This is a genomic window from Altererythrobacter aquiaggeris (genome assembly GCF_037154015.1).
GTDB lineage: Bacteria > Pseudomonadota > Alphaproteobacteria > Sphingomonadales > Sphingomonadaceae > Aestuarierythrobacter > Aestuarierythrobacter aquiaggeris.
Genome location: NZ_JBANRL010000001.1, coordinates 128,819 through 149,527, shown reverse-complemented (window position 1 = coordinate 149,527; position 20,709 = coordinate 128,819). Strand labels below are relative to the sequence as shown.

Below are 20,709 nucleotides of genomic sequence, written 5' to 3'. Positions count from 1 at the left end.
ATGTGATTGCCGGTTGGTTTGCCGCTGCATGTCTATCCGGTCGTTCAGGCAAGCAGCACGACGCCGATATTTCGGCTGCGCTGGGTAAATACGCGCAAGGCGTTACGCTAACGAGGGCTCCGGGCACAGCCCGGCTGGCAGCGGCGTCGGTACAGAAAAATCGGTCACCGCTGGATTGTTTCGCCGCCAGCGAAACCGGGCTGCAGGTTGCCTTTGACGGCTGGCTCGACAATGGCCGCGAAATTGCGGATCTCCTGTCGGCACCCTATCAAAATGATGCGCTCATTTTGGCGCTTGCTGCCCAGCGCTGGGGGGATGCCGCACATATCCGGTTGATCGGGTCCTATAGCGCGATCATTTTTTCGTCATCTGGCAATGTAAGCCTGATCCGCAGCCCCTGGACTGCTCCGCCGCTGTACTATGCCGTCACTGCTAACGGTCCGGTTGCCAGCACCGTCGTTCGGACGATCTTCGCCGCAGGCCATCCCAAGCGGATCGATTACGATTATCTGGCAGAATCGCTTTACCTAAATGCGGATCCGGAAAATCCGAACGGATGGTACAAAGGCGTCCGGATGGTCCCGCAGGGATGCATCACCGAACTTCGGCCCGATCGAAGTATTTCACTACGCCGGCTTTATGATCCCAGCGATATCACGCCAATCCATTACGCCGACCCGCAGGATTATGTCGCCCGCGCCGCCGAATTGTTGCGCGATGCGACGCGGTGTGCGTTGTCGGCACCGGCCAAGCCTGCACTGGCTTTGTCCGGCGGGCTGGACTCACCCCGGATCGCTGCCGAAATTCTCGAACAGACGCCGCCTGACCGGCGGCTGACAGCAGTAACTTTCAGGCCAGACGAGGAATGGGACGGAATTGTCCCTGAAACGCTGATGGGTGACGAAGCCGGTTTCGTATCCGCCTTCGCCAAAATGCATCCCAGACTTGATGTGCACTTCACAAGAGAAGGCGGGTTTGACAACAAACTGCGCGAGCTGTTTCGGGCATCCGACATGACTACCATCAATATCGCCAATATCGGAATGTTTCACGGGGTCTGGGCAAAGGCGAAAAGCGAAGGCTGCGACTGGTTGCTTGATGCGGAACGGGGCAACGACAATTTCAGCGCGGATGGCAGCTGGTCCTACCGCGAGGACTTTTTGCAGGGGCATTGGCGGGAGTTGTATCTGACCCTGAAACACCGCCGCGGAGACAGCCGGCCGGTTTGGCGCAAATTTGCCAGCCTGTCGGTTTTGCCGCTGATGCCAAAGCCAGTTCAGGCAGCCGTCCGGGGGCTGGCGCACGCTCGCTCGAGATCATTTTTACACCACGGTGCATTGCTGATGCCGCAAGCGATCAATGGCTTGAAACGCCGCCACAGATCGGGCGCAGATGCCGCTGAAACCCCTATGGGCAGGGCGTTGTGGCAACGGACCATCTATTCCGAAGGAGATGGCGGCGCCGCCGATGTAAATCTGGCGTTCCAGCAGGTTTACGGTCTGCGGCACCGTGACGTGACTGCTTATCGCCCGCTATTCGAATTTACAGCTGCCCTGCCGACGCGCGCATTTGTGTCAGCCGGTCAGGAACGCTGGCTAGCCAAGCAATTGGCCAAAGACATCATGCCCGAAAAGCAGCGCAGCAATCCTCGCCACGGCGCGCACAATGTCGATTGGCATATCCGGATGGGGCGGCGAAGGCAGGAGCTTTCCGACTATGCCGAAAACATCAGGTCGCATCCGGAACTGCGAAAATTGATCGATGTCGACAGACTTCAGTCGTTGCTTGCCGAATGGCCCGCGGCCACTCCGCTCCATCCGGCCGACATATATCCGCGTTCGCTTGGCATAACGCGGGCCATTGCGGCAGCGCAATTCGTCGGCCATGTCGAGGGCCGGAACGACCTATGACGGGTGAACGACATACGCTGAGACAAAAAACCGGTTCCGCCCGGCAGTTCTTGGCGCTGGCCGGGCTGCGCAAGGTGGTCTGGCTGGCGGCGCTCAGTGGTCTGGTTGCGGTTCTGGAAGGTGCCGGATTTGCTGTTCTGGTTCCGCTGCTGGCATCGCTCGATGGCGGGCAATCCGCAGCCGGATCACTTGCAAGCAGCTGGCTGCCTGAGCTTTCGCCTATAGCATGGCTGGTGGCCGCGGCCATGCTGGTGATTTTGCGCGCGGTGTTCGAATATCTGCGCGGGCTGGCGGCGTTCAATCTGCAGATCACAGTGATCGACGGGCTGCGTGCGCGCACCATCGGCGCGGTGGTGCGGGCTGAATGGCGGATGCTGTCAACTATGGACCAGAGCGCCAACCGCGCCCTGTTGATTTCCTCGATCGACCGCGTCGGTGATGCAGCCGATAGTGCCTTTGCAGCCATGCGGATCTTGCTCGGGCTGGCGGCGATTGGCGTGGCCGCCTTCCTGATCTCGCCATTGGTCGCTGCCGCCGCCAGTGTCGCTGGCCTCCTTGTCCTGTTTGCATATAGCGGGCTGCGCGGCCGCGCTGCTGCATTGGGCCGCGATCTGGAACGAAATTACGACATTATTCACGCCCGGCTCGAAGAGACACTGGGCGCGCTGCGGCTGATAAAATTGCATGGCAAGGAGCAGGCTTCCGAGGTCCGGGTAAGCGGCGGATTTGCCGGTTTGCGTGCAGCGCAGTTAAGATACCTCGAAGTTGTCGGCCAGGCCAGGATCGCGTTCGAAGCGGCAGCGGCGATTTCGCTCAGCATGCTCGTCTGGCTTGCGCTGGAAAAATGGGAATTGGCGCCGGCAATTATTCTGCCGCTTGTCGCGCTGTTCGCGCGTGCGGTGACCCAGCTTGCCGCGCTGCAAACCTGCTGGCAAATCTGGGCTCACAACGCACCTGCATTGCAATCTGCACGCAGCCTAATCGAGCAGGCAGAAGGCGCTGCAGAGCAAACCGATTGGATCGCGGATGCCATACCGGAACTGCGTTCCGCGATCGAACTGCGCAATGCGGCGCTCAACCTGCGCGGGGGAAGAGCGGTTTTGAAAGATGTCAGCCTTGCGCTTCCGGTTAACAGCTGCACCGCGCTGATCGGTGCGTCGGGTGCGGGGAAAAGCACTGTTGCGGATATCTTCGGCGGATTGATTTCGCCCGATAAAGGCGAAGTTCTGCTTGATGGCCGGGCGCTATCCGGCGCCCTGCGAAACGCGTGGCGGCGCGGCGTGGTGTATGTGCAGCAGGAACCGGTTCTATTCGGTGGCAGCGTCAGGGAAAACCTGTTTTGGGCTGCGCCGGATGCCAGCGAAGCGGGACTTGCCGCAGCGATCCGGATGGCGTCTGCTGATTTCGTATTCGATTTTCCCGGCGGGATTGACTGCCCACTTGGTGAAGGCGGAAGACAGCTATCGGGGGGGGAGCGCCAGCGGATCGCACTCGCCCGGGCGCTGCTTCTTCGCCCTAGTCTGCTTATCCTGGACGAGGCGACAAGTGCCCTCGACAGTGTCTCGGAATCGGCTGTGATAAAGGCTTTGACGCAGCTGAAAGGGACGCTGACCATGCTGATCATCGCGCACCGCGGAGCGCTGACAACCATCGCGGACCACGTTTGGGAGCTGGAGGACGGTTATGTCAGATCGCCGCAACTGAACCTGGACAATTGCCAGGGTTAAGTCGCTGTTCAGCGCTTCGGGACTATTAAAACGTCGAACCCGGGCCGTGTGCCGGGACAAATTTTGGCCATGCGCTCCCATCCTTAGATGCGAGGCGCGTGGGACCAGGGGAAGATTGATGGTAAAAATTCTGAACACCGCCTTGGCGGCGTTGGCAATTGGCGGCCTTGCCATGTCGGCGCCCGCATATGGCCAATACAAACAAAAAATCAGCAACGACATGTCCAAATGCCGCGGCAGCGGGCCGGCTGTCAAAGTGACAGTTACGGGCGTCAAGAGCGGGTCCGGCACAATGCGCGTTCAGCTATATCGGGCAACAAAGTCCGAATGGCTCGAAAAAGGTCGCTGGCTCAACCGGATCGAAACCCCCGCGCGTGCGGGAACGATGACCTTTTGCCTGCCTGCGCCAAGTGCCGGCACATACGGTGTGGCGGTGCGGCATGACCTTAACGGTGACCGCAAGACAGACATTTTTTCCGATGGCGGGGCGATTTCCAACAACCCGAGCATCAACATCCTCAATCTTGGGAAACCGAATTACAAAAAGGCTGCATTTGCGGTCGGTAACACTGTTGAATCCATCAATGTGCGGATGCGCTATCGCTGACGGGTCTTTGCCGTCGCCGCAATCATGCGGACTTCTGCCAGATCCTGCGGTTTATCGACATCGACAGCCGCCAATCCGTCCTTGGCAGGGACCAGCCGCGCTTCGACACCTAGCCTTTTTCCAAGTCTGACAATGGCCTGGTCCAGCGTCAGGCGACCGCGAAAATAGGCCCACAAAGTGCTGACGCCAAGGCGCGCGGCAATCCGCCACGGGCGCTTCCGGTTGGCTTCGACCGAGCGCCACGCCTCGATCGCTTGCGCGGCTTGCGGCGTCGCCAGCAAAAAAAGATTGCAGCCACTCCACTCGCCATCGGCAAATTTCAGATATGTTCGCTTGCTGCCCGGCACAGCAGCTTCGACCGCTGCGCGCGGTGCCAAAGCGACGCCGATATCTGCCCCTGCCGGCAGGTCCGCAATAAAGCTGGTAACCCACTCCCCCCTCAGCAGCGCGTGATCGGCGGTCGTCACCAGCAGCGGAGCGCCTGACGCGGCAAACCCGCGCGCGACACTGCCACTGGGGCCGCTTTCGGGCGGCGAAATTTCGGCACCCAGCCGCAACGCTTCGGCCATAACGTCGGGGTCATCCGCCGAAACGCTGATAGTGGTCAATCCGGCATCGCGCAGAGCACCGATAACGCGGGCCAGCAGAGTTTCGCCTTCGACCAGCGCAAGCGACTTGTGCGACACATTTTCCTTCAACGCTACGCTGTCGCGCTCCCCCCGCGAACCAGCCAGAACCAGAGCAGACGGCTTCAAGATCCAGCCTTCTTTTTTTTACGCCAAACATCGAACAGCACGGCCGGAGCTGCCAGAACCGGATGCTTTTCGCGCCACGGCGTGAGCTCGACGGGAATACCTGTGTGCCGTTCAATTTTCCAGGCGCCGTAGCGCGCCGCACCCTCGAAAGTGGTGCTCGCTTTCAATAGCCGCGCAAAGTTGATCGGTTTGCCCAAGCGTTTTCGCCTGTTCCACCAGTTGAGAGTGCGCGCCCGCTGTTCGCCCTCTATCAACGGGCGCAGCGTGTTGCCTTCGCGTTCGAACGGCAAGCCCTGAGCCGACAACGATGCTGGCAGCAAGCCGTCGAAATGTGTCCGGTTTGCTTCCAGTATCGAATTTTCGCGCCCCGCCTTTTCGACGCGAAACTCCGCAGCGTAGGTGGCCTGGAACAAGGCCCGCCAATAATCTTCCTCCCGGCCGCGTTCCGGGCCCAAAGCGACCGCTAGCCGCGATGCGGTCTGGGCCGCTTGCGCAATAGCAGAAATTATGCGGTTCCTCGTATCAGCTTCACCCATCCAGGCGAGCGCCGATGGCTGGACGAAACGGGCCCAGATCGTCGTGTCCATCCTCCGGCCCGATGCCGCTGCGTGGAAGGTTTTCAGATTCATCGTCGCGACTTTGGCTCGCAATGTCTCGCCGCCGTGATCACGCTCGTGATAGGATACGCGCGGCCAGATGCCGCGTTCTTCCTCCCCGTCCAGCATGACATAGAAATCCAGCACACCATCAAGCGAGCCGGTGCGCAGGTTCGAACCGTAAAACAGCACCGCCAGCGCGCCCGCATCCTTGCCCAGCGCAGCGGCGAATTGCCTCACGGCAGGTTCGACATCCGCTTCAAGCTGCGCGGCAATCCGCTGGTCAAGCGAGCTCACGGGACAACAAACCGCAGCAGTGGTCCTTCGCGCACGATATATGTGCCGCCGGGAAATTCTTCCCCGTCGAGAATGAACTGGTCTTCCAGGTCAAGCTCGAATTCGTGCGCCACCCGCCGATGGAGACCAGCGCGGGGCATCCAGGCCCTGTCCCAGCCAAACAGAACGACGGGTAGCGCCGCCAGAATCCGCCGGCGCGGCGCATCCAGCACTGCCAGCTTCAGACCCGACCCCAGGCGCCCGAAAATCTTCATGCCGAGCGGGAAATGCTCCAGCGTGGAAACCAGCAACAGCCAGCGGCGATCAGGATCCCCATATCCGCTATGCTTCATCGGCAGGCGCTTTTTGCCAAGCCACAGCTTCATCCCCGTACCCTTGCGCCAGCGGTTGTCCGCGCCGCCAAAAAATCCCTGTAAAACACCCCAGGATGCGGTCGCGCCAACGGCAAAGGAATTGAATGCGCCCCAGCTATGCGCTTGCTGACCCGCCCTGATGCCAATGGTGAATGCGCCGGCGCCAAATATGAAACCGCTGATCTGGGTGCCCGGATCGGCCTTGGGGCTGATTTCGATAGGCCGGCGTTCAATAAACCGGCCGCTGTCGATTGCGTCCATCGCATTCTTGAGCGACCAGTCCGCCGGCGAGCCCAGATCGACAGCCAGCGCATTGGTCTTGCCTTTGGGAAGAATAATGATCCCCGGCCAATTATCACCGAAAATCGGGATCCCTTTTGTAATAACATCGCGGATGGTGCCATCGCCGCCATTGATCACCAGATAATCGATCCCTTTGTCCGCCAGTTCGCCAAGCACGCGCGGTAGATCCATTCTGCCCGAAGGCTCCGCGACGATAACATCGGGATGGCCGGAAAATTGCGAGTTGCGCCCCTTGTTCCGGTGGCTGCGCGGGTTGCGCACGACACCTATCAGGGGGCGGCCATCCTGATTGCGGCGCGGCGGCATTTCAGACGTGCCGGCAGACTGAGCCGACGGGCCTGACATTTCTTCAAACGGGTGGGTCAACCGGTTCATAATGGCCCCCCTAGCCGTGTGCGACGCGCGAATCACGCAACTTCTTCTTGCATCTACGAGTTGCGCCGCAGGGCTGCTCATAATATGCGCCGTTGTAATGCAAGAGGCACAATCCGGTTCAAACGCCAAATTGAAGGTCAGGAGTGTCGGGAACAATCCCGTCCGCCTTTGGGGTATGACGATGGACGAGCGTGTCCGCCGGCTGGCACGCTCCATGGATTTGCACGGTGACGGTTCTGCAGGGACAATTCTGTCGAACAATGCGGTTGCCTATGATCCGGCGTGGATGCGTCATCTCTCCACCCAGCCGGGCCTGGTGCTGACGCTGGACGGTGTTCCGGTGCTTGCCCATGCCCGCGACGGGTCGGAAGAACAGCGATTGGCAAGCGCCATGGAATCCGGCTCTGCGCCTGATCCCCATGCCGGTCTGAACGTCCTGGCATTCGAAGACCGGCCCTTGATCGAAAACAAGCAGTTGCGGAAGCGCGAGACACCGTTTCTGATGCCGTTGACGAAAAGCAATGTCCGGCCGCTTGAAAGAGCGAGCTATTTTGGCGCTTACAAGGGCGTCACCGACATTCTAACCAAGTTTTTGTGGCCTGAATGGGCTCTGGTCCTGACCCGGATCGCAGCAAAACTGGGCATGACGCCAAACATGGTCACCGCGATCGGTTTTGTCTGCGTTGTGGCTGCGACCTATCTGTTTGCGCAGGGCGAATATTGGCTGGGCATGGGTGCCGGGCTGATTTTCATGGTGCTCGATACGGTTGACGGCAAACTTGCGCGGTGCACCGTCACATCAAGCTGGTGGGGAAATATTTTCGATCATGGCATCGATTTGATACATCCGCCTTTCTGGTGGTGGTTTTGGGCCACAGGTCTTGCAGCTTACGGCCTTCCGCTATCCGATACGATGTTCTGGCTGACGATGTTTGTCATCCAGGGCGGGTATTTGCTCCAGCGCCTGATCGAAGGGATTTTCATGCGCCAGAACGGCATGATGCATATTCATGTCTGGCGGCGGTTTGACAGCCGCTTCCGGCTTGTGACGGCACGGCGCAATCCGAATATGGTTATCCTGTTTGCCGCAATGCTGTTTTATCGCCCCGACATTGGTTTGGTCGCGGTCGCGGTGTGGACGCTTATCAGCCTTGCAGTGCACACGGTGCGGATTTTCCAGGCCCAGGCTGCCCGCAGGCAGGGTCACCCGATCAATTCCTGGCTGTCGGGCGAAGGGGCATGAACGAAACCATCCGGAATTTCGGCTTCCCGCAAAGCCTCGTAAAAGAATTCGGCCATTGGGTGGTGCTGGCCCGGCCCGCCCAGCCGACGCTTGGGAGTCTGGTACTTGCGGCGAAATCGAATGAACAGGCATTTGCGGATTTACCCGCCGCGGCTCATGCCGAATTGAAATCTGTCACCGTCGCAATCGAAAATGCGCTGCGCGGCGCGGTGCGGTATGACAAGATCAACTATCTGATGCTGATGATGGTCGACCCGCACGTCCATTTCCATGTCATCCCGCGGTACGAAGGCGTGCGCGAATGGGGCGCCCCGTCATCGGATGTACGGGAATTCGTCGACATCGGCTGGCCAAAGATGCCAGATCTGGGTCACGCGGTTCTGCACGAGGGAACCGAGCTTGACGCGCTGGCGGAATGGCTCAGGAACGCGTTTGAAAATTAAGCCTGCGCGATCCAGCGATCGGTAAGTTTGGTCGCGATTTCAATATCAGTCAGGAAATCGACTTCCGCCCAGCCCAACCCTTCGATCGACAGCGTCCCGACACGATCACTTTCCTGCGCAAGACTGTCGATGACCTTGAGATACCAGTGTTTGACTCCGTCCGGCGTCCGCATCGTGGCGCGTACTTTCTCCTTGAAAAGCGCCGCACCTTCGCCGCGAAATGCCAGAAAGCCGATCGATTCCGAATTGCTCTGGCTGGCGGTCAGCGTCTTGCCGATCCGCAGCAACCGGCCATCATCGGCGCGGGTCACTTTCATATCATCGCTGTCGTAAGCCTGCTTGATATCGACCGTAACCGCTATCGGCCAATCATTGCCCAGCTGGACACGCTTCACGACCTCGTCGGAGACCAGCGTATCACCGTTCAGGATAAGAAAATCGCCATCCATTGCTGCGCGCGCGATCCAGCAGCTGCCCAGATTATCGGCAACTTCGAAGAACGGGTTGAACAGCGTGCGGACGGTAACTCCCGGAATATCCATTGCGTGCAGTACCGCTTCGACTTTCTCGGTCATGAAACCGGTGACGACATCAATCCGCTTTACGCCGTTTCTGGCGAGCAGTTCGACTTGCCATTCGATCAAGGACTTTCCGGAGAAGTCGATCAGGCATTTCGGGCGTTCGGTCGTCAGCGGCAGCATACGCGAGCCCTGGCCGGCGCTGAGAAGTATGGCATGTTCGATCATCCACGCGCACCTAGTGCGTCCGCCCACAACTCGCAATATGCGTTCAAGCAATCGCTGATCACGCATTGCGTGTTGCGAGCCGCTGCTTGCGCGTATCGCAGCGCTCGTCCACATAGCCATCCATGATCGGCAAAGCACGTCCCATGCCCGAATCCCTTTTGGGCCGGATGTTTGCTAATGTCGCATGGCTGCTGGGCGGCAAAACCTTTGGCGCGATTTGTAGCCTGGCCTATCTGGCCATCCTGACCAGATCGCTTGGACTGAAAGATTTCGGTCACTTTTCGTTGATCTTCGGCGCGTCGCAAGCACTCATTGCCGTTGCCGGTTTTCAAACCTGGCGCGTGGTCGTGCGCTACGGCGTGGGCCATGTGCACAAACAGGAGTGGGACGCGTTCGGCCGGTTGGGCCTGATGGCTGGTGCAATCGATGCGCTGGGCGCGGTTCTGGGTACCGTGGTCGCCTATATCGCGATTTATCAATTCGGCGACGTACTCGACATCAATCCGGAGCTTTCCGACATTGCATTCTGGTTTGTCGTCGCCGCGCTGTGGGCGCTGGTGTCCGCGCCCACGGGTATCGTTCGTGCGCTCGACCGGTTCGATATGGCGGTATATGTCGAAGCGCTGGTGCCAAGCGGGCGCTTGCTCGGCGCGCTGATCATCTGGCTGACAGGGCCGACACTGGTCAAATTTCTGATCGTCTGGGCGCTTGTCGATCTGATCGAAGCCGCTGCATATTGGTGTATGGCCAGATATCTGGCTCCAGGATCGATCAACCTGCGCAACGCGTTCCAGTGGCGCAGTACGCGCCAGGAAAACCCCGGCATCACGCGGTTTTTCATGATCACTTATGCAAGCGCCACTCTGGAAGCGACGATGCGCCACGGCCCGCTTCTGGCAGTGGGATACTTTGTCGGCACCAGTGCAGCCGGCCTTTACCGCCTGGCGCATCAACTGGCGCAGGGGCTGTCGAAACTGACCAATGTGCTGACCAAGGCAGCTTATGCCGAGATTGCCCGCGCCAGCGTCGCGGCTAACGTGATGGAATTTCGCAAGCTGGCGATCCAGACCACCAAACTGGCCGGTGCTGCGGGGGCAATCGTGATCGGACTGGCCGTCGCAATCGGCGGGCATATGCTGGCGCTACTGGCGGGCGAGGAGTTCCGTCCTGCCTACGAAGTGCTTATTCCGCTAACCGTGGCCGCGTGTTTCGAACTGGGCAGCGTCGCGTTCGAGCCTGTGCTGCATTCCTCCGGCAAGGCGCGCAATGCGCTTGCATCGCGCCTTGTCGCAGTGTGCGCCATGCTTGCCGCGCTGTTTCTGGTTGTCGAAAAAGGTGGCGGACCCGCTGCGGCGTGGTCGGTGGCGCTGGGCGGCGCGGTGCATTATCTGGTCATGGGTGCGATGGCGTGGCTTACGCTGCGGCGTCTTGCGCGCGAAAATTCTGGTGAGGACTCTGCACAAATTTCGCGCTAGTTTACCCAAATGCTGACCACCGATCTGATAGAAAACGCCCGCAGCATTGCAGACCGCATTGTCGATTTGCGCCGCGCAATCCATGCCGAGCCGGAGCTTGGCCTGCAAACGCCGTTGACCATGGCCAAGGTGAGGCAGGAGCTCGCCGGACTGCCGCTGGAATGGCGCGAAGGCGGCGCAACGACCGGTGCCGTCGCCACATTGAAAGGGGCGCAGCCGGGCCGGCGCGTTTTGTTGCGCGGTGATATGGACGCGCTGCCGATGCAGGAAGAAACCTGTCTCGACTTCGCTTCCACGATTGCGGGCCGGATGCATGCTTGCGGACATGATACGCATACTGCGATGCTGGCCGGTGCAGCGCATATCCTTTGCGGTATGCAAGATCAGCTGGCAGGCGAGGTGCAGTTCATGTTCCAACCTGGCGAAGAAGGCTATCATGGCGCACGCTTCATGTTGGATGACGGGCTGATCGATCCGCTGCCCGAAGCTGCCTTTGCGCTGCACATCATGCCCAACGCGCAGCATGGCATAATCGCCGGGCGAAGCGGCGCGCTGATGGCTGCGGCGGACCAGTTCGAAATCACCGTGAAGGGGCGCGGCGGTCACGCATCGATGCCGCATGATACACGCGATCCGGTTCCGGTCGCGTGCGAAATTGTGACCGCTCTGCAAAGCCTGGTTACGCGGCGTTTCAATGCGGCGGAAGCGGTGGTTGTTACCGTGTCGCAACTGGACGCGGGTAGCGCGCATAATATCATTCCCGATACGGCCACGCTTAAAGGCACAATGCGCACCTTGTCGCCGGAAAACCGGGCAGAGGTGCAAGCATCGATCACACGCATCGCCATAGGGATCGCCGGGGCGCACGATATGGCAGCCGACGTCCAGATCACCGAGGGATTTCCTGTAACGATCTGCGACAGCAAAGCGGTTGCGCTGGGCGAAGCAGTGGCGACCGGATTGTTTGGACCGCACAGCTGGAAGACTTTGCCCAGCCCGATCATGGGCGCGGAAGATTTTTCATACCTGCTCGAAAAAGTGCCGGGCGCCATGTTCTTTCTGGGCGTGGCCAAGCAGGGCGCTGACTGGTCCAGCTGCTGCGGTATCCATTCGAACCGCATGATGGTGGATGAAACCGCGCTGCCTAACGGGTCTGCCATGCTGGCGGGTTGTGCGGTGCGGTTCCTGGAACGCGGGTTTGATTGACAATCGGTTTGTGTCGGGTGACATTCGGATAAAGGGGCAAACAATATTCCGCACAAAAAGCCGTTACAATTGGGCAGCCTGCTCCACGACGTGTCGCGGCTTCGCCGGACTGTCGCAGACCGGGTTATGCGCGAGTTCGAGATTACCTGGGCGCAGGGATGGATGCTGCTGCATCTCGACAATCATGAGGGCGAAATGCGGCAGGTCGATCTCGCCACCCTGCTCGATATCGGTGCTGTCGCGCTGGGCACCCAGATCGACCGGCTGGAAGAACGCGGATATGTCGAACGCAGGGCGGACCCCGGCGACCGGCGATCAAAGCATTTGTTTTTAACCAATGCCGGCAAAGAAAAGCTGGACCAGGTTCTCCCCGAAGCCCTCGCGCTCGATCATTCGATGACCGAAGGGCTTTCAACCGGTGAGTTGGCGCAAACGGCAGCCATCCTGCAGCGGATGAAAAACCGCCTGGTCGAGCTCGATGACAATGCGCGTTCGGCAAATTAGGCCGCAGGCTTCGGTTTGAAAACAGCGCCCTGGAGGGGGGAGTAGGGAACATTCATGACGAACGCTGCGGGTAAACTCGAAGGCATCAAAGTGGTGGACCTGTCACAGTTCCTGCCCGGCCCGGCGCTGACATTGATGATGGCGGATCAGGGCGCCGAAGTGACGAAAGTCGAGCCGGCGGGCGGCGATCCGGCGCGCGCCATGGCTCCTTTCGAAACTGGCGAAAACGGAACCCACTCGGTCTGGTTTACCAACCTCAATCGCGGCAAACGCAGTATCACGCTTGACCTCAAATCCGCCGCCGGAAAACAGGCAATGTGGGTTTTGCTCGAACAGGCGGATGTCATGATCGAAGGGTTCCGCCCCGGCGTGATGAAGCGGCTTGGCTTTGATTACGAGGCGGTATCGGCGCGCAATCCGCGGATCGTCTATTGTTCGATTTCCGCCTTTGGGCAGGATGGCGCGATGGCGCACCATCCGGCGCATGATATGGCCGTGCAGGCAGTGGCGGGGTCGCTGTCGGTTAACGATGGGCCAAACGAAATCCCGGTGGTGCCGGGCGTCCCGAGCGCGGATATGGCGGCAGGGCTGACTGGCCTTTCCGCAGTGTTGATGGCGCTGATCGGACGCGAGAAATCGGGGCGCGGCGATTATATCGACTGCGCGATGCTGGATGCGATGATGCCATGGTGCAGCCATACCGCAGGTACCGCGATTGCGGGCGGCGAAAGTCCGCGCTCTGCCAGTCAGCGATCGCTTGGCGGGGCTGCATTCTACAATGTCTATTCGACACTGGACGCGCGTCAGATAGTTCTGGGCGGGCGCGAGGAAAAATTCGCGCGCAACTTACTGGGCGCGCTGGGTATGCCGGAACGCGTGGAGGAGGCCATGCGCGAGGCTGGTGAACAGGACCAGCTTATCGCTGACCTGCGAAAAATTTTCGCCACCAAAACACGCGGCGAGTGGGTGCAGTGGTTTGCGGGCAGGGACGTCGCTTTCTCGCCCGTGCTGGATTACCGCGAGGCGCTCGACAGCGCGCATTTTGCCGAACGCGGTTTGTGGATCGAAACAGGCGGGCGGCATATGATTGCCCCGGCTATCCGCTTCGCATCGCAAGCCCGACGCACGGTTTCAGGTCAAGTGCCCGATCTTTCCTGATTGCGTATCCGGATCAGCTATCGACGTCGATATGCATCATATAGGCAAACCGGCCGCCGGGATGATGGCTGGCTGAAATTTCGAAAATCTGTCCGGCCGGGTTGGTATAGACTCGCATGATCCGGAGCACCGGTGACGCGGTATCCATTTCCAGCAAGGCGGCAACTTCCTTCGTCGCAGCGATTGCCTGCGTGCACTGCGTGACCCTGCCGATCGCCACGCCGGAAAGACGTTCGATCTGGTTGAACAAGGTGCCACCGCTCAGGTCCAGCATACCGACAGCATCTCCCAGCATTTCATGGAAATAGGCATCGGTTACGGCAATTGGCAGCAAATGGTCCGCATGGCGGCGAACGCCGCGAAAACAGTGCCATTCGCCGGTTACATCACCGTAAATCTGCTCCGCCAAATGTCCGGGCAAACTGCCGCGGCCGGTTGGCACGTAGGTAACCTTACTGCCCCCCCATATTGCAGAATTTCGCCCACATTGCTCAGCGGCTGGTGCAGCGTACCGCTGCGCGCGGCAGCGCGCTGCACAGTCGTGCCCGAGCCGCGTTTGCGCGCGATCAATCCTTCGGCTTGCAGGCGGCGCAGCGCCTCGCGGACGGTAAACCGGCTGACTTCATATCGTTTGCAAAGCGCGTTTTCGGTGGGAAATTGGCTGCCTTCGGCAAACTTGCCCGCCACGATTGCTTCGCGCAGCTCCCCCGCCAATTGCATATAACGCGGCGGTTTTCCTGTCTGGGACTTTGCGTCTTTGACAGCCAAATTATTCTCCCCGGTACTGCTTTACCAAAGCTCCGCCCTGCGAAGGGTTTCGCAAAATGCCGAAGCCGCTCGTGACTGCACCTGCCACCAGACTAGAGCGATCGCAGGACAAAAGCGAGAAGTAGTAAGCAAGTATGCACGCAATTGCCTGGCTAAAGCTTTGGCATCTCTCGCTAAATTTTGGCGGACACTCCAGTCACCTGCAAATAAACGTCGCTTTCTTCAATCAAGATCAAGCAGGTCTTGCGCCGTATCGACATCGCGCAATGAACCCATATCATGTGGTTTGATTGCAGTGACATTCTCAAGCGGCAGTGTTTTGGCACCTGCATCGCCTGCAAGGCTGCGTAGCTGACTGAACGCAATTGCCGGAAATGCCGCCGGACTACCCGACTTTCCATTGGCGTAGCACGTGAAAACGGTTCCGTTTCCCACGGCCAGCCTGACGAGATGCGCCGGATCGACAAGCGGCATATCGGCCAGCGTCACCACCAGACGCGTGCAGGTTTGTGCCGCCGCAACTCCGGCAGCGATCGAGGTTCCCATACCCTCGTCCGCGCCGGGATTGACAACTTCGCACCACCCGGCGCGCAAATAAGCAGGAGAATGCGGTCCGCGCACGAGATATCGTTTTGCAAAACCTGCATTTTCGGCCGCTTCTGCGGCAAAGGTCCATAACGGGCGGCCGCGATAGGTCTGCTGCAATTTGTCCTGGCCAAAGCGTTTACCGCGGCCCGCCGCAAGCAGTATGATCCCTATATCCGGATCAATCTGCGGCACGCATATGCTCATATTCGCCGACAATTTCAGCCAGTGCCGAAAGCGCCAGTGTCGATGGCGATTTGCATCCCGCAATCAGCCCCACGGGGCTGCGGACACGCGCAATATCCTCTTCGGAAATACCATTCGCAGCCAGCGCCAGAACGCGCGAGGTGCGCGCATTTTCGCCCCCCTGTGCGCCGATATAGAACGCCCCGCCCGACAGGGCATCGGCAAGCAGCGCTAACTCGCGTTCATGATCGTGGAACAACAGCAATACGGCAGTCCAACGGTCCAGCGGTCCGATCTGCATGGGCGCGCTCAGCGGCAGATTGTCTGCCGGATGAACCGCGATCGCCGCACCCGCCGCTTCGCCCAGCTTCCCGAAAGCCTCCAGTTCCGGCCCTTCGCCCACCGCGATGATCCGCAATTGCGGAATATACTTTCGCACGGCCAAAGGCGTTGGCTTCGGCAGCGCAATCGTTGCGGGACAGCGATCCTCCAGCGACCGGACTGCTTGCCGGCAATCGTCACGGTCCGGCCGCGGGTCAAGCAATATGTCCAGCCCTCCGCCGCACGGAAGACGAAAGTCGATTTTTGCGGACCCCTGACCATAGCGGATGATTTTCGGCACTTCGGCCCCGCGCAAATCGGCGGCGAGTTGGGCTTCCAGACACCCGTCCGAAAGGCTTCCGGCGGTTGTACCATCGGGCAATATGGCCAGCTGTGCGCCAATACGCCGCGAAAAGCTGCCGTCGATACCAACGATGGTGCAAAGTCCCACACCGGTTTCGCACGCAGCATACAGCGCCGCGTGATCTTCGTCCTGACAGACGCGGGACAAACTTTCGATGGTTGTCATTCAGGCATGGCCGCCAGCACCCTGTCCGGGGTCATGGGATAATCGAACAGGCGCGCGCCGCAGGCGTTGTAAATGGCATTGGCAATGGCACCCGCACCTCCGCACATCCCCAGCTCGCCGATCCCCTTGGCCTGGATCGGACTTGCAGAGGGATCTCTTTCCTCGACCATAATCACTTCCAGATCCGGTACGTCGCGGTGCACAGGGACATGATATTCCGCCAGATCGCAGTTCACCAGATGCCCGTCGACTGGATCGAATTCCAGCGCTTCGGTCAATGCGGCACCGATGCTCCAGGTGATGCCGCCCAGACATTGCGAACGGGCTGTCTTGTGGTTCAACACACGGCCAAAGCCGAAGGCGCCGAGCATCCTGTCCACCCGCGTTTCGCCAGTGAAGCGATTGACCCGGACCTGCGCGAAAAATGCCCCGAAGCCGGAAGCCGTGTAATCATCCTTGATATCGCCGGGTTCGTAATGGCCCTCTTGGGAAATTTCATCGCCGTTCAAAAGTTCGGTCAGCTTTTGCCCGCCAACTATCCTGCCATCGGCCAGATCAAGCCCGGCGTCGGACGTGCCCGCGCGCTTGGCCAATTGCTCGCGAATTGCCAGACACGCCGCATAAACCGCAGAGCCGATAGAAGCGGCGCCCCAGCTTCCCCCCGATCCGGGGCCCCTGGGGTGCTGCGTATCCCCGAGATCGACCAGCACCCGATCGATTTCAAGGCCGAGCATTTCGCCAACAATCTGCGCCAGGATGGTATAGGTCCCGGTGCCGATATCGGTCATATCCGTTTGCACCAGGCAGGTTCCGTCGGGCTTTAGCGTGACACGCGCTTTTGCCTCGGAAACATTATGCACCCGCGCCGCACTGGCCATGCCAGTTCCGACCCACCATTCCCCCTCGCGCCTGAGGCGGGGTTTGCGCGGGCCCGTATCCCAGCCAAAAGCCGCCGCGCCCTGTTCGAGGCATTCGGCCAGTTTGTGCGACGAAAACGGCAAGCCTTCTTCTGGATCTTTCTTCGGAATATTGATCAGGCGCAGTTGTACCGGATCGATGCCGGCTTTTTCGGCAAGAACATCCATCGCACCTTCCAGGGCAGGCATACCCACCGCTTCGCCGGGCGCCCGAACCGATCCTGCGGTCATCTGGTGTGTGCGCGCGAGATTGAGCGTCAATTCGCGGTTTTCCGCAGCGTACAGGAAATGGGATGACTGAAGAACCGGTTCGGCAAAGGTTTCGCCCGGAAGGTTGGACACCAGTGCTTCGTGGCCGAACCCGGTCAGCTTGCCGTCCGAATCTGCGGCAAGCCGCAAACGCTGGGTCGTTTCGGAGCGGCGCATGATGCACTGGAAAACCTGCTGCCGTGACATCACCACGCGCACCGGCCTGCCTAGCTCCATAGCCGCGATCGATGCTGCGACCGTTTCTTCGCTAATGCCAAGTTTGGACCCGAAACCGCCGCCCACGAAACGCGAGACCAGCCGGATCCCGGCTTCTTTCATACCAAGTGCGTCGGCCAGTTCGGTGATGTTGAAATTGAGCATTTGCAGCGATGCGTGAACGGTCAATTTCTTGCCGTCCCACTCTGCAATGGCAGCGTGCGGCTCCATCGCCGCAGATGCATGGCCTTTCGTCGTACAAGTGATGTCCACGCTGTGGGCCGCATCCGACATGGCTTTGGCAAGGTCGCCCTGCCTCACGGTGTCGTCTTGCTGTTCTTCCGGTTTTTCTGCGCCGGGCGAAACGGGTGCGCCAGCGTTTTCACGATATTCCACTCTCAAACGCTTTGCAGCATCGCGCGCCTGCTCGAAAGTTTCGGCCACTACCAATGCAATCGGCTGCCCCCAGTAACAGACTGTCTGCGGCGATTGCCGGGGTGCCTCGTCGGCTGTGCCCTGTGCTGCCCGCGTGGTGAGCCGTTCGTCATCGATAACCGCGATAACACCGGGCATTGACAGTGCGCTGTCCTTGTCGATCAGGGTGACTTCACCGCGGGTAATCGTGGCGGTGACCAGCACGCCTTCCGCGCAGTTTTCCATCCGGTATTCAGCGGCATAAGTGGCAGTGCCGGTTACTTTGGCCAAACCATCGACGCGCGGTAGCGGCTGACCGATAATGCCTTGCTTCATATCGTCGAGCCGGTTGGCAGTGTCAGGCTTGTCCTGTTTCAGATGTGCGCTCATGCCGCCTCCTCCGCCGCCTGGGCAAGGACCGCGTGCAGCGTCCTTCGGGCAAGCGGGATCTTGAAATCGTTTTCGCCATAACCCCGCGCCCCGCCCAGCAGGATATCGGCCGCCTGGTCAAACAGCGTTTCTGCCGGCTTCTGGCCGATCAAAACATCCGCAATGCGCGGATCGTGCCATGGTTTGTGCGCCAGACCGCCAAATGCCAGGTCCGCCCGTGTGAAAACACCGCCGCCAATTTCGACAACAGCCGCGATCGACACGAGCGCAAAGGCATAGGACGATCGTTCGCGTACCTTGCGGTAAATCTGCGTGCCGCCCACTGGCGCAGGCAGCGTAACGGCAGTGATAAGTTCGCCCGCCTCGAGGACATTTTCACGCCACGGCGTATCGCCGGGCAGGCAGTGAAAATCTGCCACAGGGACAGTCCGTTCTTCCCCGTCCATGCCAGCAATATGTACCTTCGCGCCAAGTGCAGTCATCGCCACCGCCATGTCGCCGGGATAGGTGGCGATGCACTGGTCGCTGGTTCCAAGCACCGCATGGAGTTTTGCGACGCCTTCGATTGCACCGCAGCCGGTGCCCGGCTCGCGTTTGTTGCATGGCTGATCGATATTGGTGAAATAGAAACAACGTGTGCGCTGGCATAAATTGCCGCCGGTCGTCGCCTTGTTACGAAGCTGCTGCGTCGCACCGGCCAGAATGGCGCGGGCCAGCACAGGGTAATCGGCCCGAACGCGCGGGTGAACTGCGGTTGCAGTGTTGGTCGCCAATGCTCCGATCCGCAAGCCGCCATCGTCATTATCGGTGATCGCGGCCATCCCCAGATGATTGATGTCAGCCAGCTGGTCAGGGGTTTCAATCTGCAGCTTCATCAAATCAAGCAGATTGGTCCCGCCCGCAATGGCCACCGCACCATCAGTGCCGGTGATATTCGCTGCGCCGGCCAGCGATGTTGCCCGATTATACTGGAATGGCCTCATGACGCTTGCTCCGCTGCGACTTCGCGAATGGCTGCGACAATATTTGCATAGGCCCCGCAGCGGCACAGGTTCCCGCTCATCCGCTCGCGGATTTCCTCGCCGGTGATCTCGATCTTGCCTTCCAGATTACCGCTTGCGTCACTTGGCCAGTCGCTCGCCAGTTCTTCGATCAGCGCGGTTGCAGAACAAATCTGTCCGGGCGTGCAATAACCGCACTGGAAGCCGTCATGTTCAAGAAACGCACGCTGGAGCGCGGAGGGGCTGCCGGGCGTCCCGATACCTTCGATGGTGGTGACACTGTCGCCGTCATGCATCGCGGCCAGCGTCAGGCAGCTGTTGATCCGAACGCCGTTCACGATCACCGTGCAGGCGCCGCACTGGCCATGATCGCAGCCTTTTTTTGTGCCTGTCAGGCCTGCATCGTGTCGTAGAAAATCAAGCAGGGTCACCCGCGGATCGTCCGGCATCAGGTGCTGTGTACCATTTACGGAAATAGATTGGGTCACGGGGATCCCTCCTTCCCTTTCTCAACTCTCGGGAGCCGAAAGGTGTCCAGATAATATCTGCCATATATTGCGGCGGCGTGAAATGCGGTCATATGCGGTTTGCGGACATCCCCCAAGTCATGCTTTAGCGGCACCCGCGCGAGCTGGATTGCAGGAGTCTTTCAGCTATGGGTGTCACGAGAAGCGTCGCCAATCTCTTTGCGCCCGGCCCAATACCGCTAGCCAAATTTTACCAAGAAGTCTTCGATCTGGATTTAGCTCTCGATATGGGATGGATCTCGTTTTTGACAAAAGACGCGGCGCAGAAGATCGAGCTGCACACCGCCTCCCAAGTTGGCTCGGGTACGCAATTGCCCGTTATCTCAATCGGGGTTGATGACATTGATGCTACCGAAGCATCGGTTCGCGCGGCTGAGCGTGTCGAAAAATTCGAGAAAAACTATTGCGCGTAATTTGACGGCGCAAAGGCTGAATTGAAGCGTGAACTCGCCAACGTTGAAGCAAACTTAGAATTTGATGCTGGCTTAAAATCGAATGATGTTCATTTCAATGCTGTCACGGCGGCGTTTAGTTACATGAAGCCTGAACAGCGCGTTCAAACTTTGAATGACCTTATTCAGCAAGGCGAAAATGGCGCATTGGCAACCCTGATTGAAGCGCCGCTGTTTTTGACCGGCTTAACCGCTGAACAACGTGATAGTATCAAAGAGCGGGTTTTCAATAAGCTAGACCCGCAACGTTTGGCACTGCGCAACCAATTGAAGCTGGCGTTGGAAAAGATGGAAACCGCTTCTATTCCGGCTTTGAAAATGACCGCCAAATTGCGGGCTGGAACTGAACCCGGCGCATGGCGTGAACGGGCTAAAAAAGCGGCAATCGCGGCGGCGGTCAACAACGCCACAAACCGAAACGTAAAACGATAATCAACCTGAAGCCGTAGCGGGCGA

At 59.4% G+C, this 20,709-nt stretch carries 22 protein-coding genes; 11 read left to right on the top strand and 11 right to left on the bottom strand.

Annotation, left to right across the window (positions count from 1 at the left end; all coding sequences use genetic code 11):
• The first annotated feature begins 2 nt into the window (after positions 1-2).
• From WFP06_RS00800 to WFP06_RS00790, 3 genes are all read left to right on the top strand, one after another.
• Positions 3-1,910 carry an asparagine synthase-related protein gene (locus WFP06_RS00800; RefSeq protein WP_336985361.1) on the top strand — a complete coding sequence of 636 codons (1,908 nt, stop codon included), beginning with the start codon at positions 3-5 and terminating at the stop codon, positions 1,908-1,910.
• Entirely contained in the window at positions 1,907-3,637 is a 1,731-nt protein-coding gene (locus tag WFP06_RS00795) for an ABC transporter ATP-binding protein (protein ID WP_336985360.1), read from the top strand. Before WFP06_RS00800 ends, WFP06_RS00795 begins: the two co-directional genes overlap by 4 nt.
• A 118-nt stretch (positions 3,638-3,755) precedes the next feature.
• Complete coding sequence (locus WFP06_RS00790; protein ID WP_336985359.1) at positions 3,756-4,244, top strand: DUF2141 domain-containing protein; 489 nt, start codon at positions 3,756-3,758, stop codon at positions 4,242-4,244.
• Here the strand turns inward: WFP06_RS00790 and WFP06_RS00785 are convergent.
• Genes WFP06_RS00785 through WFP06_RS00775 form a run of 3 tightly spaced genes read right to left on the bottom strand, consistent with a single transcriptional unit; the run spans position 4,235 to position 6,923 of the window.
• Complete coding sequence (locus WFP06_RS00785; RefSeq protein ID WP_336985358.1) at positions 4,235-4,999, bottom strand: nucleotidyltransferase family protein; 765 nt, start codon at positions 4,997-4,999, stop codon at positions 4,235-4,237. The two genes, WFP06_RS00790 and WFP06_RS00785, sit on opposite strands and share 10 nt — an antisense overlap.
• Positions 4,996-5,892 (bottom strand): hypothetical protein, encoded by an 897-nt coding sequence (locus tag WFP06_RS00780; protein WP_336985357.1) that lies wholly within the window; start codon positions 5,890-5,892, stop codon positions 4,996-4,998. The genes WFP06_RS00785 and WFP06_RS00780 overlap by 4 nt, the downstream gene beginning before the upstream one ends.
• Positions 5,889-6,923, bottom strand: a complete 1,035-nt coding sequence (locus tag WFP06_RS00775; protein ID WP_336985356.1) for a diacylglycerol/lipid kinase family protein — start codon at positions 6,921-6,923, stop codon at positions 5,889-5,891. Before WFP06_RS00775 ends, WFP06_RS00780 begins: the two co-directional genes overlap by 4 nt.
• A 97-nt stretch (positions 6,924-7,020) precedes the next feature.
• On the opposite strand from WFP06_RS00775, the gene WFP06_RS00770 reads away from it, so the two are divergent.
• Both WFP06_RS00770 and WFP06_RS00765 read left to right on the top strand, forming a co-directional pair.
• A complete protein-coding gene (locus WFP06_RS00770; protein WP_336985355.1) occupies positions 7,021-8,166 on the top strand; it encodes a CDP-alcohol phosphatidyltransferase family protein in 1,146 nt (381 codons plus the stop codon).
• Entirely contained in the window at positions 8,163-8,609 is a 447-nt protein-coding gene (locus tag WFP06_RS00765) for an HIT family protein (RefSeq protein WP_336985354.1), read from the top strand. The genes WFP06_RS00770 and WFP06_RS00765 overlap by 4 nt, the downstream gene beginning before the upstream one ends.
• Here the strand turns inward: WFP06_RS00765 and WFP06_RS00760 are convergent.
• Complete coding sequence (locus tag WFP06_RS00760) at positions 8,606-9,355, bottom strand: phosphocholine cytidylyltransferase family protein (RefSeq protein ID WP_336985353.1); 750 nt, start codon at positions 9,353-9,355, stop codon at positions 8,606-8,608. The genes WFP06_RS00765 and WFP06_RS00760 overlap by 4 nt on opposite strands.
• Before the next feature lie 122 nt (positions 9,356-9,477).
• Between WFP06_RS00760 and WFP06_RS00755 the strand changes: the two genes are divergently transcribed.
• The 4 genes from WFP06_RS00755 to WFP06_RS00740 all read left to right on the top strand — a co-directional run bounded on the left by WFP06_RS00755 (position 9,478) and on the right by WFP06_RS00740 (position 13,698).
• Positions 9,478-10,830 (top strand): lipopolysaccharide biosynthesis protein, encoded by a 1,353-nt coding sequence (locus WFP06_RS00755; protein ID WP_336985352.1) that lies wholly within the window; start codon positions 9,478-9,480, stop codon positions 10,828-10,830.
• A 9-nt stretch (positions 10,831-10,839) separates the two neighbouring features.
• Complete coding sequence (locus WFP06_RS00750) at positions 10,840-12,036, top strand: M20 metallopeptidase family protein (protein ID WP_336985351.1); 1,197 nt, start codon at positions 10,840-10,842, stop codon at positions 12,034-12,036.
• Between the two features lie 69 nt (positions 12,037-12,105).
• The gene (locus tag WFP06_RS00745; RefSeq protein WP_336985350.1) at positions 12,106-12,540 is read left to right on the top strand and encodes a MarR family winged helix-turn-helix transcriptional regulator; all 435 of its coding nucleotides are present in this window, start codon (positions 12,106-12,108) and stop codon (positions 12,538-12,540) included.
• 54 nt (positions 12,541-12,594) lie between these two features.
• The gene (locus WFP06_RS00740; protein ID WP_336985349.1) at positions 12,595-13,698 is read left to right on the top strand and encodes a CaiB/BaiF CoA transferase family protein; all 1,104 of its coding nucleotides are present in this window, start codon (positions 12,595-12,597) and stop codon (positions 13,696-13,698) included.
• Between the two features lie 13 nt (positions 13,699-13,711).
• Here the strand turns inward: WFP06_RS00740 and WFP06_RS00735 are convergent, their stop codons facing one another.
• The 7 genes from WFP06_RS00735 to WFP06_RS00705 all read right to left on the bottom strand — a co-directional run bounded on the left by WFP06_RS00735 (position 13,712) and on the right by WFP06_RS00705 (position 19,762).
• Positions 13,712-14,140, bottom strand: coding sequence for a UTRA domain-containing protein (locus tag WFP06_RS00735; protein ID WP_336985348.1), 429 nt, complete (start codon positions 14,138-14,140; stop codon positions 13,712-13,714).
• Complete coding sequence (locus tag WFP06_RS00730; RefSeq protein WP_336985347.1) at positions 14,080-14,466, bottom strand: GntR family transcriptional regulator; 387 nt, start codon at positions 14,464-14,466, stop codon at positions 14,080-14,082. Before WFP06_RS00730 ends, WFP06_RS00735 begins: the two co-directional genes overlap by 61 nt.
• Before the next feature lie 222 nt (positions 14,467-14,688).
• A complete protein-coding gene (locus WFP06_RS00725; protein WP_336985346.1) occupies positions 14,689-15,258 on the bottom strand; it encodes a nucleotidyltransferase family protein in 570 nt (189 codons plus the stop codon).
• Entirely contained in the window at positions 15,233-16,087 is an 855-nt protein-coding gene (locus WFP06_RS00720) for an XdhC family protein (RefSeq protein ID WP_336985345.1), read from the bottom strand. The genes WFP06_RS00725 and WFP06_RS00720 overlap by 26 nt, the downstream gene beginning before the upstream one ends.
• Positions 16,084-18,273 carry a xanthine dehydrogenase family protein molybdopterin-binding subunit gene (locus tag WFP06_RS00715; RefSeq protein WP_336985344.1) on the bottom strand — a complete coding sequence of 730 codons (2,190 nt, stop codon included), beginning with the start codon at positions 18,271-18,273 and terminating at the stop codon, positions 16,084-16,086. The genes WFP06_RS00720 and WFP06_RS00715 overlap by 4 nt, the downstream gene beginning before the upstream one ends.
• Complete coding sequence (locus WFP06_RS00710; protein ID WP_336985343.1) at positions 18,270-19,256, bottom strand: FAD binding domain-containing protein; 987 nt, start codon at positions 19,254-19,256, stop codon at positions 18,270-18,272. The genes WFP06_RS00715 and WFP06_RS00710 overlap by 4 nt, the downstream gene beginning before the upstream one ends.
• Positions 19,253-19,762 carry a 2Fe-2S iron-sulfur cluster-binding protein gene (locus tag WFP06_RS00705; RefSeq protein WP_336985342.1) on the bottom strand — a complete coding sequence of 170 codons (510 nt, stop codon included), beginning with the start codon at positions 19,760-19,762 and terminating at the stop codon, positions 19,253-19,255. The genes WFP06_RS00710 and WFP06_RS00705 overlap by 4 nt, the downstream gene beginning before the upstream one ends.
• A gap of 167 nt (positions 19,763-19,929) precedes the next feature.
• On the opposite strand from WFP06_RS00705, the gene WFP06_RS00700 reads away from it, so the two are divergent.
• Together WFP06_RS00700 and WFP06_RS00695 are read left to right on the top strand one after the other, a co-directional pair.
• Entirely contained in the window at positions 19,930-20,214 is a 285-nt protein-coding gene (locus WFP06_RS00700) for a VOC family protein (RefSeq protein ID WP_336985341.1), read from the top strand.
• Positions 20,215-20,235: 21 nt separating this feature from the next.
• Positions 20,236-20,685 carry a hypothetical protein gene (locus tag WFP06_RS00695; protein ID WP_336985340.1) on the top strand — a complete coding sequence of 150 codons (450 nt, stop codon included), beginning with the start codon at positions 20,236-20,238 and terminating at the stop codon, positions 20,683-20,685.
• The last annotated feature ends 24 nt before the right edge of the window (positions 20,686-20,709 follow it).